At 71.3% G+C, this 16,659-nt stretch carries 19 protein-coding genes and 1 pseudogene; 5 read left to right on the plus strand and 15 right to left on the minus strand.

The window, feature by feature from the left end; genetic code table 11:
* Window positions 1-23 precede the first annotated feature (23 nt).
* The 3 genes from IEY99_RS34810 to IEY99_RS01190 all read right to left on the minus strand — a co-directional run bounded on the left by IEY99_RS34810 (window position 24) and on the right by IEY99_RS01190 (window position 2,059).
* Window positions 24-839 (minus strand): VanZ family protein, encoded by an 816-nt coding sequence (locus tag IEY99_RS34810; protein WP_189198794.1) that lies wholly within the window; start codon window positions 837-839, stop codon window positions 24-26.
* Window positions 840-889: 50 nt separating this feature from the next.
* The gene (locus tag IEY99_RS01185) at window positions 890-1,225 is read right to left on the minus strand and encodes a YnfA family protein (RefSeq protein ID WP_189200490.1); all 336 of its coding nucleotides are present in this window, start codon (window positions 1,223-1,225) and stop codon (window positions 890-892) included.
* Between the two features lie 477 nt (window positions 1,226-1,702).
* Entirely contained in the window at window positions 1,703-2,059 is a 357-nt protein-coding gene (locus IEY99_RS01190) for an STAS domain-containing protein (protein ID WP_071807836.1), read from the minus strand.
* 305 nt (window positions 2,060-2,364) lie between these two features.
* Between IEY99_RS01190 and IEY99_RS01195 the strand changes: the two genes are divergently transcribed.
* A complete protein-coding gene (locus tag IEY99_RS01195; RefSeq protein WP_229797986.1) occupies window positions 2,365-3,345 on the plus strand; it encodes an AraC family transcriptional regulator in 981 nt (326 codons plus the stop codon).
* Between the two features lie 4 nt (window positions 3,346-3,349).
* On the opposite strand, the gene IEY99_RS01200 is transcribed toward IEY99_RS01195, so the two are convergent.
* Window positions 3,350-3,718 (minus strand): hypothetical protein, encoded by a 369-nt coding sequence (locus tag IEY99_RS01200; RefSeq protein WP_189198796.1) that lies wholly within the window; start codon window positions 3,716-3,718, stop codon window positions 3,350-3,352.
* A gap of 296 nt (window positions 3,719-4,014) precedes the next feature.
* Here IEY99_RS01200 and IEY99_RS01205 point away from each other — a divergent pair, with 296 nt between their 5' ends.
* On the plus strand, window positions 4,015-4,305 hold the full coding sequence (locus tag IEY99_RS01205; protein ID WP_189198797.1) for a hypothetical protein: 291 nt from the start codon (window positions 4,015-4,017) through the stop codon (window positions 4,303-4,305).
* A gap of 22 nt (window positions 4,306-4,327) precedes the next feature.
* Here IEY99_RS01205 and IEY99_RS01210 read toward each other — a convergent pair whose 3' ends face one another.
* Both IEY99_RS01210 and IEY99_RS01215 read right to left on the minus strand, forming a co-directional pair.
* The gene (locus IEY99_RS01210) at window positions 4,328-5,182 is read right to left on the minus strand and encodes a polysaccharide deacetylase family protein (RefSeq protein ID WP_189198798.1); all 855 of its coding nucleotides are present in this window, start codon (window positions 5,180-5,182) and stop codon (window positions 4,328-4,330) included.
* A 289-nt stretch (window positions 5,183-5,471) separates the two neighbouring features.
* Window positions 5,472-6,368, minus strand: coding sequence for a Gfo/Idh/MocA family protein (locus IEY99_RS01215; protein ID WP_189198799.1), 897 nt, complete (start codon window positions 6,366-6,368; stop codon window positions 5,472-5,474).
* A 76-nt stretch (window positions 6,369-6,444) separates the two neighbouring features.
* On the opposite strand from IEY99_RS01215, the gene IEY99_RS01220 reads away from it, so the two are divergent.
* Window positions 6,445-6,810, plus strand: a complete 366-nt coding sequence (locus tag IEY99_RS01220; protein WP_189200492.1) for a hypothetical protein — start codon at window positions 6,445-6,447, stop codon at window positions 6,808-6,810.
* A complete protein-coding gene (locus tag IEY99_RS01225) occupies window positions 6,803-7,240 on the plus strand; it encodes a hypothetical protein (protein ID WP_189198800.1) in 438 nt (145 codons plus the stop codon). The genes IEY99_RS01220 and IEY99_RS01225 overlap by 8 nt, the downstream gene beginning before the upstream one ends.
* A gap of 34 nt (window positions 7,241-7,274) precedes the next feature.
* Here IEY99_RS01225 and IEY99_RS33885 read toward each other — a convergent pair.
* The 7 genes and pseudogenes from IEY99_RS33885 to IEY99_RS01255 form a co-directional block, all read right to left on the minus strand.
* A pseudogene (locus IEY99_RS33885) lies at window positions 7,275-7,505 on the minus strand (XRE family transcriptional regulator); the annotation flags it as partial.
* Window positions 7,506-7,556: 51 nt separating this feature from the next.
* The gene (locus IEY99_RS01230; RefSeq protein ID WP_189198801.1) at window positions 7,557-9,011 is read right to left on the minus strand and encodes a glutathionylspermidine synthase family protein; all 1,455 of its coding nucleotides are present in this window, start codon (window positions 9,009-9,011) and stop codon (window positions 7,557-7,559) included.
* Window positions 9,012-9,013: 2 nt separating this feature from the next.
* Window positions 9,014-9,400, minus strand: coding sequence for a hypothetical protein (locus IEY99_RS01235; protein WP_189198802.1), 387 nt, complete (start codon window positions 9,398-9,400; stop codon window positions 9,014-9,016).
* Between the two features lie 85 nt (window positions 9,401-9,485).
* Entirely contained in the window at window positions 9,486-10,244 is a 759-nt protein-coding gene (gene fabG, locus IEY99_RS01240) for a 3-oxoacyl-ACP reductase FabG (protein WP_189198803.1), read from the minus strand.
* A gap of 64 nt (window positions 10,245-10,308) precedes the next feature.
* Complete coding sequence (locus IEY99_RS01245) at window positions 10,309-11,955, minus strand: alpha-amylase family protein (protein ID WP_189198804.1); 1,647 nt, start codon at window positions 11,953-11,955, stop codon at window positions 10,309-10,311.
* Entirely contained in the window at window positions 11,952-12,956 is a 1,005-nt protein-coding gene (locus IEY99_RS01250) for a hypothetical protein (protein WP_189198805.1), read from the minus strand. Before IEY99_RS01250 ends, IEY99_RS01245 begins: the two co-directional genes overlap by 4 nt.
* A complete protein-coding gene (locus tag IEY99_RS01255) occupies window positions 12,953-13,297 on the minus strand; it encodes a PadR family transcriptional regulator (RefSeq protein ID WP_229797988.1) in 345 nt (114 codons plus the stop codon). Before IEY99_RS01255 ends, IEY99_RS01250 begins: the two co-directional genes overlap by 4 nt.
* 92 nt (window positions 13,298-13,389) lie before the next feature.
* On the opposite strand from IEY99_RS01255, the gene IEY99_RS01260 reads away from it, so the two are divergent.
* Entirely contained in the window at window positions 13,390-14,028 is a 639-nt protein-coding gene (locus IEY99_RS01260) for a DedA family protein (RefSeq protein ID WP_189198806.1), read from the plus strand.
* 28 nt (window positions 14,029-14,056) lie between these two features.
* Here IEY99_RS01260 and IEY99_RS01265 read toward each other — a convergent pair whose 3' ends face one another.
* Window positions 14,057-15,226, minus strand: a complete 1,170-nt coding sequence (locus IEY99_RS01265; RefSeq protein ID WP_189198807.1) for a carbohydrate-binding protein — start codon at window positions 15,224-15,226, stop codon at window positions 14,057-14,059.
* 15 nt (window positions 15,227-15,241) lie between these two features.
* A complete protein-coding gene (locus tag IEY99_RS01270; RefSeq protein WP_189198808.1) occupies window positions 15,242-16,486 on the minus strand; it encodes a chitinase in 1,245 nt (414 codons plus the stop codon).
* Window positions 16,487-16,659 lie beyond the last annotated feature (173 nt).

Genomic DNA, 16,659 nt, shown 5'->3' on the forward strand with positions numbered 1-16,659 from the left:
GATACGTTGCACCACGGGCGGGATCACGAGTCGAGGGCGGGACCGCGGCCGGGACCGGGATCGGGACGGAAGCCGGCGTCGAGATCAGGACCGGGGCTGGCGTCGACGCCGGGGCTGGGCTGAGAGCCGAGGTCGAGGCTGTGCTGAGAGCCGGCGTCGAGGCTGGGGCTGGACTGGGGAGCCGAGCTGGGTGAGGAGACCAGGCCCGAGCTGGGCTGGGCGCCGGGGCTGGGTCGGGAGCCGGGGCTGGGCTCGGAGCCGGGGCTGGGCTGGGAAGCGGGCTGGGGACCGGGGCCGGGCTGGGGACCGGGGCCGGGCTGGGGACCGGGGCCGGGCTGGGGACCGGGGCCGGGCTGGGGACCGGGGCTGGGTTGCGGGGCTGGATGTGCCGGTGGGCGGCGGGAAGTCGGTGGGCAGGCGCTCGCGCGGTGCACCGCGGACGGGACCGCCAGGCGGAGGATGAGCAGGCCGATCAGCGCTCCGGCGGTGTTGGCGATCAGGTCGTTCACGTCGATCGTGCGGCGGCTGCCGAGGGTGAGGCCGAGCACCAGCTGCACCCCCTCGATCGACGCGCTGGCCGCCAGGGCGCGCAGGCCGGTCGCCCGGAGGCTGTCGGTCGCCGGCCACAGCAGGGGCAGGAGCACGCCGAACGGGATGAACATGATGACGTTCAGCGTGAAGCTCGGCGCGTCGACGTCGCCGGGGATCCAGTGGACCATGGTCATGAACGGTTCGCCCGCCCAGTAGGAGGCGGGCCGGACGCGGATCGGGAAGATCGTGATGGCGACGACGCAGGCGGCGTACAGGAGGAGGATTCCGATCGTCGCGCGGCGCCACATGATCCTTCAACGGTAGGCGACCGGGGAAATCACGGTTGACCGGCCGGGCGTCACGCGCCGCGCGGAGCGTACATGATCACCGCGACGCCGAGGAGGCAGAGGATCGCGCCGAGGACGTCCCAGCGGTCGGGGCGGAAGCCGTCGAGGAGCATGCCCCAGCCCAGGGACCCGGCCACGAACACCCCGCCGTACGCGGCCAGGATCCGCCCGAAGTGTGGGTCCGGCTGCAGGGTGGCGACGAACCCGTAGGCGCCGAGAGCGGCCACCCCGGCACCCACGAAGAGCAGGCCCCGATGTTCCCGCACGCCCTGCCAGACGAGCCAGGCGCCGCCGATCTCGGCGAGGGCGGCGAGCAGGAACAACGCGACCGACCGCAGCACCGACATGTGCAGCATTCTCACCGACAGCCACCCGCCGAGGACCACACCCCCGCCGGGGCAACCGACCCGCCCGGGCAACCGACCCGCCCGGGCAACCGACCCGCCCGGGCAACCGACCCGCCCGGGCAACCGACCCGCCCGGGCAACCGACCCGCCCGGGCAACCGACCCGCCCGGGCAACCGACCCGCCGGGGCAACTGCCTCACCGAAACGCCAAGCCCGGGGCGGCGGGACCAGCGAAAAGGGCAGGCGGACAAGGGGCGTGAAGCCGACAGGAGGCAGGGCCAGTGGTTCGGCACGAGGCAGGGCGGGCGCGGTGCCGGCACGATGCCGGGGCCAGTGGGGCGGCACGAACCCCCAGTGAGGCGGCCAGGTGACCAGAGCCGATGGAACCGGCAAGACGCCACAGGGCCGGTGGATGCCGGCGAGATTCCGCGGGCGGGCGGAAGCCGGCAGGGCCGTGGGCCGGTGCGGCCGCGCCGGTCAGCTCGGGCGCAGGCCCACGGAGGTCCGCGGGTTGGGCGGCTCGGCACAGCCCAGCAGGCCGACCAGGCCGGAGATCCAGAGCTGCCGGTACACCGTCGGGCTGGGGTGGCTCACCACGAGCTTCACCCCGGAGGCCGCGGCGGCGTGGAAGCAGGCCACCAGGATGCCGATGCCGATGCTGTCGATCAACATCACCCGTTGGAGGTCGAGGTCTATCCGTGCCGGCGTCTGCGAGGTCAGGACGTCGTTGACGGCGTCCCGCATGACGTGGGCGTTGTCGAGGTCGATCTCTCCGCTCGGGGCGATCTCGACGGTTCCGTCGGCCAATTGGCGAGTGGTGATCGGCAGATACACGGCTGCCCTCTTCCTGGCGTCGTGCGGGCGACGCCGAACATTCTGCGGGACCTTCTGCGCGACCAGCCGCGCAGCCCGGCACCTCACCCCGGCGCCGGTCGGACCTCCGCGTCCCACCAACAACAACAATCCGCTGGTCTGCAAGTTACGCCAGGTAGGCGCGGAACGCCAGCGTAGTTCATCGGCCCGGAATGTGCTGGAACGGTCACCGGCACGGGCGGAGATTGACGGGCCCCTAAACGATCCGAATACTCGCCGTATGCACAGGAGTGCCGTACGAGATGAGTGACGTTCGTTTCAGGACAGTGACACCCTCACCCGTCACCTCCGCCATCGCCAGCTTCAGCAGTGCAGACATCGACGACACCAGGTCCCTGCTGCAGCGCTTCTACTATCCGCTCGCGGTCGGTGCGCCGGAGGGGGCCGAGGGTTTCGAGTTCCGCGCCGATGTGATCCAACTCGGACCGCTGACCATCGGACAGCACGGCTTCGGAGCTCCGGTGACGCTCGTCGCCGGCGAGCTGGACGCCTACCACGTGACGATCCCGACGACCGGGCGGCTGCGGGCCCGGCACGCCGGACACGAGGTCACCGCCGGGCCCGGGACCGCCGTGCTGTACGGCCCGGACAAGCCGGTCCACACCCTGCACGGCGCGCGGTCCGCCGAGCTCGACGTCAAGATCGAGCGAGCGGCGCTGGAGGAGGAGCTGTCCGCGCTGCTCGGCCGTCCGGTGACCGGGCCGATCGACCTCCCGCCCGCCGTCGACCTGGGATCGGGACCGGCCCGGAGCTGGAGCGCGATGGTCCGGATGCTGGGTGGCGAGATCGCCGATCCGGGCAGCCTGGTCCGGCGGTCGCCGATCGCGGAGCACCTGCGCCGCAGCATTGTGGGCGGGCTGCTGCTCAGCGTGCCGCATCGCTACACCGACGAACTGATCGCGCCCGCACCGGCCGGACCGCCACGGGCGGTGCGGCGGGTCATGGACACCGTCCAGGAGGAGCCGGAACGGCCCTACACGGTGGCCGACCTCGCCCGGATCGCGGGCGTCAGCGTGCGGTCGCTGCAGGAGGGATTCCGCCGGTACGTGGGCTGCACGCCGATGGCGTACCTGCGCGAGGTGCGGCTGACCCGGGCGCACGAGACCCTGCGGGACGAGGATCCGGCCCGGGCGACCGTGGCGGCGGTGGCGCACCGGTGGGGCTTCGTGCATCTGGGCAGGTTCGCGTCGGCGTACCGGGCGCGCTTCGGGGTGTGCCCGTCGCAGACCCTGCGCGGCCTCGCCTAGCGGATCACTCTCCCGGGTCGCGGCGCCGGGGCCGAGGAAGCTCCTCGATCCGCGGCGGGGCTGCCGGACCGCCGAGGACGCGCGGCGAACGCGCGACCGGACCGCCGAACAGGTTGCCCCGCGACGGCACCCAGTGCCGCCACGGCCCGAGCCGGGGCGGCACCGTCGTGGCCGCGCCGTCGCCCGCGCCCCGGAGGGTACGCAGATAGGCGAGCACCCGGGCCGCCGCCGCACCGCCGTCCTCGGCAAGGGCGGCGAGCATCTCCTGTTCGGTGCCGCGGTCCTGCTCACCGGCCTGGAGCCGGGCGGCCAGCCCGGCGAGCAGGCGGACGATCTCGCCGGCGTCCCGCTCGGCGTCGGACAGCCCGCTCACCTCGTCGTGCCCGTGTCGGTCGGGCCCGGCCTCGGTGCAGCATGCCTGCGTTCGCTCATGTCACGTTCCCCTCGCCACGGGTGCGCACGGTCCCCGCCGGAACGCCCGCACACATGACAACGGAGAAATGTATTCGGCCCACTACACACCGTCCATCCGTTGCGCGCGGCCGCTGTCCGAATCGCGCTCGCTTGGCCGCCACGACGGTGAACGTCCGTTTCTTCAGCCGGCGAGGGGCGTTTATTCGCGGCGACCCGGGTATGCCTGCTGGCAGGCGGGCTTGGCGGGAGGGAACCATGAGCGAGCAGGATCGCACACCGCTGGAGGAGACACAGGAGGTCGCCGACGCCATTGAGGACGATGTCGCCGTCGGCGCATTCGTCACCGGGGGCGGGCCGGACTCCGACAACCCGCAGTTCCGGCAGCCGGGCGAGGAGGTCAGGATCCGCACCGGCGCCGACCAGCCGTGGGATCCGGAGGACCTGGCGGTGGCCCAGGGACGCGACCCGACGCCGGAGAACATCGAACGGGCCCGCCGGGAGCTGGAGCGCGACGGCGCCGCCGCGATCGAGCGCACGGTCCCCTAGCGCCGTCTCACCGGCGCGGGACTCAGCCGGGGAGTGGCTTCTGCGACGCGACGGCCGGACCGGAGGGCGAGGCAGTCGCGGAGGGCGGGACGGTGGCGGAGGCGAGGAGCTCGGACACCGTGACGAAGCGGAAGCCGCGGCGGCGAAGACCGTCGAACATCGCGGGAAGGCCGCGTACGGTGACCAGCCGGCGATCGTCGCCCTCGTCGTGGGCCAGGACGATGGTGCCGGGCCGCACCGCGTCCACGATGTAGCGGGCCTGCGCACCCGGGTCGTCCTTGTAACGGAACTCGTGCATGGCCTCGGACCACAGGGCGACGGTGTAGCCCATCTTGGCGGCGGCCAGCACGGTCGAACCCCCGAGATGCCCGAACGGCGGCCGCATCAGGGTCGGCGTACGCCCGGTGTGGCGCTGGATCGCCTCGTGGGTCCGCTCGAGCTCCCGGCTGACCTGCTGCAGGTCCAGCGTCGCGAGGTCGGCGTGCGACCAGGAGTGGTTGCCGATCTCGTGCCGGGCCATCCGCCCGCGCAGGAGGCCGGCGTGCTTCTCCAGGTTCTGTCCGACCATGAAGAAGGTCGCCGGTACGCCCGCGGCGTCCAGGGCGTCGAGCACCATCGGCGTCCATTTCGGGGCCGGACCGTCGTCGAAGGTGAACGCCACCAGCTGCTGGGTGGTGTCGACCCGGTAGCGGATGGCGACGTCGGCGTGCTGCACCGCGGACAGGTCGTCGGCCGCGGCGGCGTACCCGCCCCGCACGGGCGGGCGGTCCCAGCCGAACCAGTCGCTCACCTCCCGGCTGCCGGCCACCCCGGCGGCGATCCCGGCCGCGCCGGTGAGGGCGGTGCGGAGCAGGGAGCGCCTGCTCACCGGCCGCATGCCGGGCCTTCCGGCCGCACGCCGAAGGGCGACGCGGCGGCGTCGGCGCGCGAGGCTACCGAGGTCATGGAGGTCCCCTCGTGACGGCGTGAGCATCGACCATGGAGCCTCGTCGATCGCGTCAAGGCCGAACCCCGGCCTGGTTGCGATCTGTAGCCCCTGGCTCACCTCAATCGGCAGTGGGGACCGCCGGATAAGCACCCTGAAAGGCAGCAAAAGGTGCACGCCGGGCGCCATTGGGGTGCCGGACGCGCGCTAGTTGTGATCTCGGTCGCAGCGCGACCCGCTGTCAGGCGAGCGTGACGGTACGACCCTTTTCGATGGACTCCGCGGCCGCCGCGAGGACTCGCACGACCTCCGCACCGAACCGGAGATCCAGCGCCGGCGACTCGCCGCCGTTCGCGGCCCCGATCAGCGCGTCGATCGCCCGGCCGAACGCCTCCACCGGCAGCCACGGCACCGGCGGGACGACGGCCACGCCGGACTCGCCGTACAGGACGGCGTCCTCGCGCTCGAGCTTCGCCGGGGCGTCCACCGACAGGCTGAGCGTGCTGATCGCCCCCTCGGCGTGCCGCATCAGGACGTGCGTCATGTCCCGCGGGCCGGCCAGCGCGGTCACCTCGGTGACCGGACCGAGCACCGGCAGCACGAGCGCGACCGCGTGCGGGCCGACGTCCCACAGCCCGCCGCTCTCCTTGCGCCACGCCGACTCGCCGAACGGGTTGCCCGGCTGGAAGATCGAGCCGAGGTGGTCGACCCGGGCCTCGAGCCAGCCGCCGGCCTCCCGCGCCCCCTCGACGAACTGCTGGATCTGCGGCATGAAGCGCCGGGTGAAGAAGACCACCCCGGCGACCTCCGCCTCGGTGGCGGCGGCGACGATCCCGTCGGCCGCGGCCGCGGTGAACGCCGGCGGCTTGTCGAGCAGCAGATGCCGGCCCGCCTTCGCGGCGCGCAGGGCGATGTCGGCCTGGACGTCCGGCGGCAGGGCGACGGCGATCGCGTCGACGTCGGCGATCAGCGCGTCGGCGTCCGCGTACGGCTCGGCGCCGTGCTCCCCGGCCAGCGCCGCCGCCTTCTCGGCGTTGCGGCCCCACACGCCGACGAACTCGACGTCCTGGTGCGCCGCCAGCGCCGGAGCGTGCGCCTGGTGCGCCCAGGGTCCCGTACCGAAAAGTCCGAACCGCATGGCCGTGTCGCCCTCCGCCGCAGATCACCCGGCCGAAAACTAACACGCGCACGCAGGTCAGTACGCTGTGCCGGTGATGAACGGCCCCCTCTCGATCGCCACCATCGTGGCGGCCCTGGTGCTGGGCGTCTGGTACCTGGTCCGCACGGCGCTGAACCGCGCCCCGAGCAACACCGACCTGTGGTCCATGCTCGGCCTCGGCACCCTGGTCGCGATCCTGGTCGTCGTCGCGGTCGCCGGCCTCTTCACCGGCGACCGTCCCACCGACTGGACCACCTTCGTCGGTTACCTCATCACCACGGTCGCCTTCGCCCCGGTCGCGGTCTACCTGGCCCGCCTGGAACCCACCCGCTGGGGCACCCTCATCCTCGGCGTCGCCTGCCTGGTGCTGCCGGTCCTGGTGCTGCGGCTGCAGCAGATCGCGGAGGTGACCGGTGGCTGAGCAGCCGGCCCGAGCCCCGGCCCGCCCGCGCGACGCCGCCATCGGCTCCGGCCTCGGCCGCGTCCTGCTGCTCGTGTACGGCATCTTCGCCCTCTCCGCGAGCGCCCGGGCCCTGGTGCAGATCACCACCCACTTCGCCGAGGCGCCGCTGGCGTACCTGCTGTCGGCCTTCGCCGGCCTGGTCTACCTCGCGGCCACCGTCGGCCTGGCCGTGGGCGGTGCCCGGGGCCGGCTGATCGCGCTGGTGAGCTGCACCATCGAGCTGCTCGGCGTGCTGATCGTGGGCACCCTGAGCATCGCCGACGCGGTGGCCTTCCCGGACGACACGGTCTGGTCCCGCTTCGGCAGCGGCTACGGCTACGTGCCGCTGGTCCTGCCCTTCATCGGCCTCTGGTGGCTCTGGCGCAACCGCCCCCGCTACCCGAGATAGGGCGTGTCCCGCCGCTCTGCAAAGTGGCGAAGCCGTATAGGTGCACGCTGTGCAATCCGATCTCCACACCGGGTGAATCGCTCAGCGGATCGCAGAAGTTGAGGGCGTTGCGGATGCGACCTGGAAGAGTGCCACCGACCTGCTCCAACTCGTCGCGTCCGGCGACGTGGGCACAGTCGGGATCGGCAAACGCGAGGCGCATCCTGACCCCGGAAGCGGCTTTGACGGCGAGGCGAGGCACGGTGTCCGGCAGCAACTCGAGAATGAGGTGTCAGCGACCTCTACGACCGCTTTTTCGCGTGGCCGAAGGCGGGGCTCAGGTGATGACGTGGGGGACGAAGTTGCAGCGGTCCTTGGTGACCAGGCCGTCGGTGCCGAGGCCTTCGCGGATGCCCATGCCGGCCGGTTCGCCGTCGATGAGCCAGGCGCCGACGACCGGGTGGACCGTGCCTTCCAGGCCGTCGAACGACGGCAGTTCCAGCAGCTCCTGGACCACGTAGCGGCCGTCCGCGCCGTACTCCGACGGGTTGTCGGCGATGGTCACGCCGTCCTTCACCAGGGTGACCGAGCCGCCTTCGCGACCCCAGACCGGCTTCTTCGCGTACGAGGTGAGCCGGGCCGCCGCCGAGGACTCGGCGAAGTAGGCGGGCAGCAGATACTTGCCCCGCTCGGGGTCGTCGCCGAAGAGCTTCCAGAGGACCGGGAGGATGGCCTTGTTGCCGAGCAGGGCCGCCTTGTAGGGCGGTTCGATCCAGACCGTGCCGCGCTTCGCCGGGTCGGCCATGTTCCGGAAGAAGGCCTTGCCGCCCTCCTCGTTCCAGAACCATTCCCACGGGTACAGCATGAAGATCACGTCGATGGGCTCGGCCTTGTGTTCCTGGCCGGGGGCCGGGACGAAGAGGACCCGGTCGCCGGCGACGTCCCAGCCGATCTGGCTCATGGCGATGAGCTCGACCGGGAAACCGGCTTCCTCCGCCGTGGCCATCAGGTACGCGACGTTCATCCGGTCCTCGCCGGTCGTCTCGCTCGTCTCGTACGCGAAGAAGATCTTGGGTTTCTCGGGCAGCCAGGGCCGGGCCTCGCGGAGCTTGGCGATGTTGCGCCGCCACGCGCCCGGGTTGGCCGGCTCGCCACCCGAGGCCTCCCAGCCGACCAGGCGGTCGTGCAGCGAGTTCCACTGCCGCCAGGGGTGCTGGGTCACGCCGGTCTGGTCCATCCAGTGCCACTGGACGACCGCGGCCTCGACCAGGGACGTCGGCGTCTGCGCGTTGTACTCCAGCAGGCGGGGCACGCTGCCCGCGCCGTTGTACCAGAGGTCGAAGCGGCCGTAGATGCTCGGCGAGAAGTCCGGCGTCTGCACCGGCAGGCGGCCGTCCGGGTCCTTGTCGTGGTGGGTCCAGGTCTCCGGGTCGTCGTCGAACCAGGTACGGATGATCTGCTCGTGGGTGTATTCCGGGATGCCGATCCGGGTCAGGAAGCAGGTCTCCGGGGTGCACACCGAGGCGAAATAGCCGTCGCGGCGGCCCTGCGGGGTGCGCCGCGGGCACTGCTGGACCATCCAGTCGCCGGCCTCGAGGCACATGCTGTTGAGGGCGGTGGTGGCCGCCTCCAGCTCCTCGATCTCCGCCTCGGTGAAGTCGTAGTACGGCCCCTCCTGCCAGTACGAGATCATCGTCCCGTCGGGCAGTTCGGTGTCGTTGTAGGTCAGCCCGAGGCTGTAGTTGGTGAGCCGCCAGCCGTCGCGGACCGGCCCGTACGGGATCCGTCGCAAGCTCAGCCGCCCGACTTGCCGGACGAGCCGCTGCCGCCCTTGCCGACGACGCTGGTCTTGATGGTGCCGTTGCTGATCCGGCCGGTCGACGGCAGGCCGAAGGACGACCGCGCGGCCTTGTCGTTGTAGGCGAACTTCGAGCCGCCCGCGGGCAGCTTGGAACCGACCGGGTAGCCGGAGCGGTAGCCCGACGAGTGCCAGATGAAGAACCCGCCGCCACCGCCACCGTCGTTGTCGTCGTCGCAGTAGTCCTCGTCGACGATGACGCCGTTCTCGTCGGCGCAGTAGAAGCCCTCGTCCTGGTACTCGTCGCCGTTGTCGCAGGCCGCCGCGCCGCCCGCGGCCAGCAGCAGGAACGTGCTGGTCAGAGCCACGCTACGAGAGCTCATCCGTCGATTCACAGTCGGCTTCTCCGCCCTTTCCCTCGATCGGGGTCGCACCATCAGTTGTAGCGACCCCGATCAAGACAGGGTGCTACGCGCGCGGCCCGCCGGCCACGTAGATCACCTGGCCGGAGACGAACCCCGCTCCGTCACTGACCAGGAAGGATACGGTGTTCGCCACGTCTTCGGGACGGCCCGCGCGGCCGACCGGGATCTGACTGATCGCCGCCTTGGTGAAGTCCTCGAAGCTCATCCCGACGCGTGCGGCGGTGGCGGCGGTCATGTCGGTGGCGATGAAGCCCGGGGCGACCGCGTTCGCGGTGATGCCGAAGCGGCCCAGCTCGAAGGCCAGGGTCTTGGTGAAACCCTGGATGCCGGCCTTGGCGGCGGCGTAGTTGGCCTGACCGCGGTTGCCGAGCGCGGACGTGCTGGACAGGCTGACGATGCGGCCCCAGCCGGCGTCGACCATGTGCTTCTGCACCGCGCGGCTGAACAGGAACGCGCCGCGCAGGTGGACCGCCATGACGGTCTCCCAGTCGTCGTCGCTCATCTTGAACAGCAGGTTGTCGCGCAGGACTCCGGCGTTGTTGACCAGGACGGTCGGCGGGCCGAGCTCGGTGACGACCCGCTCCACCGCGGCCGTGACCTGGGCCGGGTCCGACACGTCGGCGCCGACGGCGAGGGCGGTGCCGCCCGCGTCGCTGATCGTCTTGACCGTCTCCGCGCACGCGGCCTCGTCGAGGTCGACGACTGCCACGGCCATGCCGTCGGCGGCGAGCTTGCGCGCGGTCGCCGCGCCGATGCCGCGCGCGGCTCCGGTGACGATGGCTACCCGACTCGGCTGGGTCATTCCTGGGCCTCCCACAGTTGAACCGCAGTGATCGGCCGACTCTAACCCAGTTGTTACCGGTGAGTTAGGGCTTGCGGCACAGCCTGATCCAGCGGTATCCGTACCCCTTGATCGGCAGCGCGTCGAGTTTGCCGGGGTCGGGATACTCGCTGTCGGCCAGGACGTCGTTGGGGAACTCCGCCTCCGGTTCGAGCGTGCCGAGGTCCACGACGCCGTCGTCCGGGCCCAGATTGTGCAGGAAGAGCATGGTTCCGGTGTGGTCGTCCGCGCGGTGCACGAGCACCCCGGGCGGCGCCGGGACGTCGACGTGCGTGCAGGTGCCGCTGCCGACCTCGGGCGCCTCCCGCAAGGTCCGGATCATCCGCTCGAACCAGGACAGCAGCGACGTGGGGTCGTGCCGCTGGAGCGTGACGTTGACCTGCTCGTAGCCGTACTGCGGGTCGGACACCATCGGGCGGACGAGGTCGCCGGGTGCCGCGGTGGAGAAGCCGCCGTTGGGCAGGGAAGACCATTGCATCGGCGTACGGATGGCGTCGCGTCCCCGCTGCGAGAGGTCGTCGCCCATGCCGATCTCCTCGCCGTAGCGCAGCACCGGCGTGCCGCGCAGGCTGAACTGCAGCGCGTACGCCAGCTCGATGCGCCGCCGGTCGCCGCCGAGCATCGGGGCCAGCCGGCGCCGGATGCCCCGGCCGTAGAGCTGCATCTCCTCGTCCGGGCCGAACGCGGCGAAGACGTCGCCGCGCTGCTCGGCGGTGAGCCGGGAGAGGTCGACCTCGTCGTGGTTGCGCAGGAACGTCGCCCACTGGCCGCCGGACGGCAGGGCCGGCGCCTCCCGCAGCGCCTCGATGATCGGCTCGGGGTTGCGGCGGGCCAGGGCGAGCATCAGCCGGCCGTTGAGCATGAAGTCGAAGAGCATGTGGATGCGGTTCGACGAGCCGGAGGCGTCGCCGAAGAAGTGCTTGAGCTGGTCCGGCTCCACGTTGGCCTCGGCCAGCAGCACCGCGTCACCCTTACGCCACTGGATGTGCTGGCGCAGGTCGGTGAGGAACCCCAGATCCTTCGGCGACGCCGGGTTGCCCGGCTCGGTCTGCTCGATGATGAACGGCACCGCGTCCATCCGGAAACCGGCGACGCCCAGCTGCAGCCAGAACGCGCAGATCTTCTTGATCTCCTCGCGGACCCGCGGGTTGGCGATGTTGAGGTCCGGCTGGAACTTGTAGAACCGGTGGTAGTACCACTGCTTGGCGGTCCGGTCGTAGGTCCAGGTCTCGTCCTGCTCGCCGGGGAAGACCATGCCCTGGTGCCGGTCCGGCGGCGGGGTCTCGGACCAGACGTACCAGTCACGGTACGGCGAGTCCGGCGACGAACGCGCCGACTGGAACCACGGGTGCCGGTCCGACGTGTGGTTGACGACCAGGTCGATGATCACCTTGATGCCCCGGTTGCCCGCCTGGTGCAGCAGCTCGGCGAAGTCGCCCAGGGTGCCGAACCGGGGGTCGACGTTGTAGAAGTCCTCGACGTCGTACCCGTCGTCGCGGTTGGGCGACGGGTGGATGGGGTTGAGCCACAGACAGGTGATGCCCAGCCGGGCGAGATAGTCGAGCCGCCCGATCAGCCCGCGGATGTCGCCGACACCGTCGCCGTCGGAGTCCGCGTACGTGTCGATGTCCAGGCAGTAGATGACCGCCTTCTCGTACCACCGGTCGCTCATGCCCCGGCTATGTCACCTGGGCGCCCGCGCCGGAAACATCGCCGGGCCGCTTCCCACCCACCGAGGACGGCCAGCGCCGCCAGCGCGGGCAGGCCGACCAGAAAGAGCGCCTGCGTCAGCACGACGTTCCCGCCGGTCATCTCCAGCACCCAGTGCATGCCCGCGGCGCCGGCGTACCGCTCCTGCGCGAACGGCACCGCGAGGACCGCCGCAAACGTGACGGCGAGGCGCCGGCGAACCCGAGGGCCGGCCCGCCACAGCCCGGCCGTCAGAGCGGCTCCGGCCGTCGCATAGCCCGCCGCTACATAGACGGCGGCCGAATGACCGAGGGGCGCGTAACCGAACGGGATCTCGGAGGACAGCACCGTGGCGGCACCGGCCAGGCCGATGGCGCCGAAGGCGAGGGCCACGCCGCGGCGGCCCAGCACCGCGGTTGCCGTCCGTCCCCGACGCGCCAGCGTGAGCAGCACCGCGGTCAGCGGGGCGAGAAGAATCAGCCACCCCGTGTCGATCCAGAGCCACCCGTAGCTTCTGACGACGATGAGGCCGAACTCGATCACGGTCGCGGCGAGCGCCATGCCGGCCGCCGTACGCCGGAGCCCGGTAAGGGCGGCGACCACCACCACCGTCCAGGCTACGACCCGCAGTGCCGGGTCGATCGAGAGAAGGCGCGCGACCGTGAGCTCCTGTCCCCACTGCGCGAGGCCCCACAGATACCAGACCAGCCGCCGGGCGGCCACTGCCGCGAGGATGCCGGCGGTGAGCACGCCGACCACGGCTGCGGTGTCGCGCCAGCCGGGGCCGCGCAGTCCCGCGCCACCGCGGGCGGTCCGGGCGGCGAGGCCGGACCAGAGCAGGTCGGCGGCCTCGGCAAGGGTGGGCCGGCGGCGGCCGGGCTCCGCGCCCGCCAGGAGGACGCCGATCATTTCTTCCTCGTAGGCGAGCCGGTGCTCCCGGGGGTAGACCGCCAGCAGCCGCCGGTAGTGGTCCTCGAGCGTCATGAGAACGCCGTACCCGGCTGGTGGCGGGCGCGCAGGCGGTTCTCGGCGAGGGTGGCCTGGGTGCGCAGGCGGCTGGTCTCCGCGGCGAGCCGCTTCTCGCCGAGCCCGGTGAGGCGGTAGTAGCGGCGCAGGCGGGACTGCACGATCTCCTCCCGGTCCACTTCCAGGAGACCTTCGCCGCGCAGCCGGTCGAGGGCGGCGTACAGCGTGCCGGCGCGCAGCCGGACCCGGCCGTCCGTCATCCTCGCCACGTCCTCGATGACGGCGTATCCGTGTTGCGGGCCCGCGGCGAGCGCGGTGAGCACGAGGAAGGTCGGCTCCCGCATCGGTGTGTCGGTCACAGCGCGATCATATACCGATTACAGGTATATACGTGAGGCGATTCGTACTGTGGGAGCCGGGTATGTGGTCTCGATCCTTCGAAGGAGCGTTGATGAGCGATCCCGGCAGCCTCGGTGGCCTCACCGGGTGGGTGGCGTCCGTGATCGACTCGCTCGGCGAGCTCGGCGTCGGCCTGCTCGTCGCGCTGGAGAACCTGGTTCCGCCGATCCCGAGCGAGATCGTCCTGTCCATGGCGGGCTTCCTGGCGAACCAGGGACGGGTCAGCCTGGTCCTCGTGACGCTCGCGGCCACGGCCGGCTCGGTGGGCGGCGCCCTCCTGCTGTACTGGCTGGGGTACGCGCTCAGCGAGGACCGGCTGCGCCGCTGGCTCGACCGGATCCCGCTGGTCGACGCGGACGACCTGGACACCGCGGACCGGTGGTTCGAGCGGCACGCGGGTGCGGCGGTGCTGTTCGGCCGGATGGCCCCGGTGGTGCGCAGCCTCGTCAGCATCCCGGCCGGCGCCAACCACATGCCGCTCGGCCGGTTCGTCGTCTTCACCACGCTGGGCAGCGGCATCTGGAACTGCCTCTTCGTCGGCGCCGGGTACGCGCTCGGTTCGCGCTGGCAGGACGTCGAGCGCTACAGCCACTGGTTCGACTACGCGATCTGGACGCTGATCGTTCTCGCCGTGGGCGGCTGGGTGGTCAAGAAGGTGCGCAAGCGGCGGCGCGCGGCCGCGAATCGGTGAGATCCACGGCCGCGCGCGGGCGTACGGGTCAGAAGCCGGCGCTGATCCGGGTGAACTCCCAGTCGTCCTGGGCGATGCCGCTGCAGTGCGAGACCACTCCGCCGCCCGGGCAGGGCCGGTCCCGGTTGACCGCCCAGAAGGTGAAGCGGGCCAGGCCCCGGCTCTTCGCGTAGTCGCGGATCCGGGTCCACGTCTGCGGCGTGGTGAGCTCCTGCTGGTCGGAGAGGCCGTTCATGCCGGAGATGCCCAGGTGGCTGTACGCCTGCGCGTCGTTCCAGCCGAACGTCGACTTGAGCAGGTTCTTCAGGCCCTCGGAGGCGTTGACCGTGCTGGCGTACATGTCGGCGCCGCCGCCGAAGTCGAACGGCATCTGGGTGAAGATGTCGATGTTGGCGCCGAGCGCCTTGGCCTGCTGGACCAGGCGGGTGCCGTAGTAGTTGGGCCCGGTCGTGGTGGTGCCGAAGGTCAGGATCGTCTTCACCGACGGGTTGCGCTGCTTGACGATCTTCAGGGCGTTGAGGATGCGGTCCTGGACCACGGTGTTCTCGAACTCGTCGGTGTTCTCGATGTCGATGTCGATCGCCTTGAGCCCGAACGTGTCGATCACCCGCTGGTACGCCCCCGCGAGCGCCTCCGGCGTCGGGCAGTTCGGCCCCAGCTTGTTGCCCTGCCAGCCGCCGATGGAGGGCACCACGCTGCCCCCGGCCGCCTTGATCGCGTTGATCGTGCTCTCGTGCACGCCGCCGGTCAGGCCGCTCTCGCCGTCCCAGACCGGGTTGCAGCCGTTGGCCAGGACGAAGGCGATGGTGAAGGCCTTGATGCCGGTGGCGTTCATGACCATCGACGGCGCCGGCGGGTTGCCCCAGCCCGGGTAGAGGTACGGCGATGACGCCATCTTGCCGCCGGTGGGCGGCGCCGGGTCGGTGGGCGGCGGCGTGGTGCCACCGCAGGTCCCGTTGTCGGCCCAGACGTCCCATTGACCACTGTGGGTGGCCGGGCTCTCGTTCTGGGTCCACCATTTCGCGGTGTAGTTGTGGCCGGACTGGGAGGCCGTCATGCCCTGGGTGTAGACCGCGCCGGCGCTCCACGCGGGAGCACAGGCCACGGCGGCGCTGGACGCGGTGATCGGGACGAGCGCGGCGGCGGTGCCGGTCAGGGCCACGGCGAGGGCGGCCAGGAACCTCATTCTCAGCTTCATGGGGGTGTTCTCCGCTCAGGGCAAAGCGTGGACGTGGGGGGATACGGCGTTGGCCCATCCGTTGCCGGCGGTGACGTCCCAGTTGATCGACCAGGTCATCGCGCCACGGAGGCCGGGGTACGTGCGTGGGGGACGGAAGGAGCCGCAGTTGGTGCCGCGGGCCAGGCAGTCCAGCGCCTGGTTGACCACCGCGGGCGCGACGTAGCCGCCGCCGGCCGCGCCGGTCGTCGCGGGCAGCCCGATCGCGACCTGGTCGGGGCGCAGGCCGGCCTCGAGCTGGATGCAGGTCAGGGCGACGATGAAATTCACCGAGCCCTGCCCGTACGCGGCGCTGTTGTCGCAGCCGAGCATCGCGCCGGAGTTGTAGAACTGGGTGTGGACGACCGTCAGGATGTCCTTGATGTCGAGCGCGAGCTTGAAGTAGGAGCTTGCCGGGTTCTGCATGTCGATGGTCTGCGGTGCCATCGTGATGATCAGGCTCGGCCCCACCTTGGCGCGCAGGCTCCGCAGCGCCTGGGCCATGTATGCCGGGTTGAGGCCGTTCTCCAGGTCGATGTCGACGCCGTCGAAGCCGTACGTGCGGATCAGGGTGTGCACCGAGTCGGCGAAGTGGGTGGCGGCGGCCGCGTCGTTGACCGACACCGACCCCTTCTCACCGCCGACGGAGATGACGACCTTCTTGCCGCGCGCGTGCAGCGTGGCGACGTCGGCCTTGAACTGCTCGTCGGTGTATCCGCCGAGGCTGGCCGACAGGCCCGCGTCGATGCGGAAGGACACCGCGCCCGGAGTGCTCGTGGCGTCGGCGAAGGCCACCGCGACCAGGTCGTACGTGCTCGGCACGGCGGCGAGCCGGATCTCGTTCGCCGGGTTGTCGAAGTTCTGCCAATAGCCGGTGACGAAGTGCCGGGGCAGCGAGCCGGCGGGCGCGCTGGTGGGCGGGGTCGTGGTCGGGGGCGTGGTCGGGGGCGTGGTCGGGGGCGTGGCGGGCGGGGTCGTCGGCGGCGGCGTGCCGCCGCACGTCCCGTTGTCCGCCCACACGTCCCACTGACCACTGTGGGTGGCCGGGCTCTCGTTCTGGGTCCACCATTTCGCGGTGTAGTTATGGCCGGACTGTGACGCGGATGTGCCGTTGGTGTAAACGGCGCCGGCGCTCCAGGCCGGCGCGCACGCGGCCGCGGCACCGGCCGACGGGGTGATGAGGACGGCGGAACCGCCGGCGGCCAGGGCAAGGGCCGCGGCAAGGGTGAAGGATCGGCGCATGTGGTGGCCTTCCGCTGGGGGTCAGGCCAATTATTAGGAGTGTTAACAGAGGATGTAAAGGCATCGGTGAACTTAACTTTCTGTTAGGCGCCCCGGCCGGGCGACATGGCGCCCGAAGCCCGGCGGTGGCCGGCGGGTTCGCGCTAGTTCTTTGCAGGAGATGGTCGTTTTCG

This window comes from Couchioplanes azureus (assembly GCF_014648355.1).
Taxonomy (GTDB): Bacteria; Actinomycetota; Actinomycetes; order Mycobacteriales; family Micromonosporaceae; genus Actinoplanes; species Actinoplanes azureus.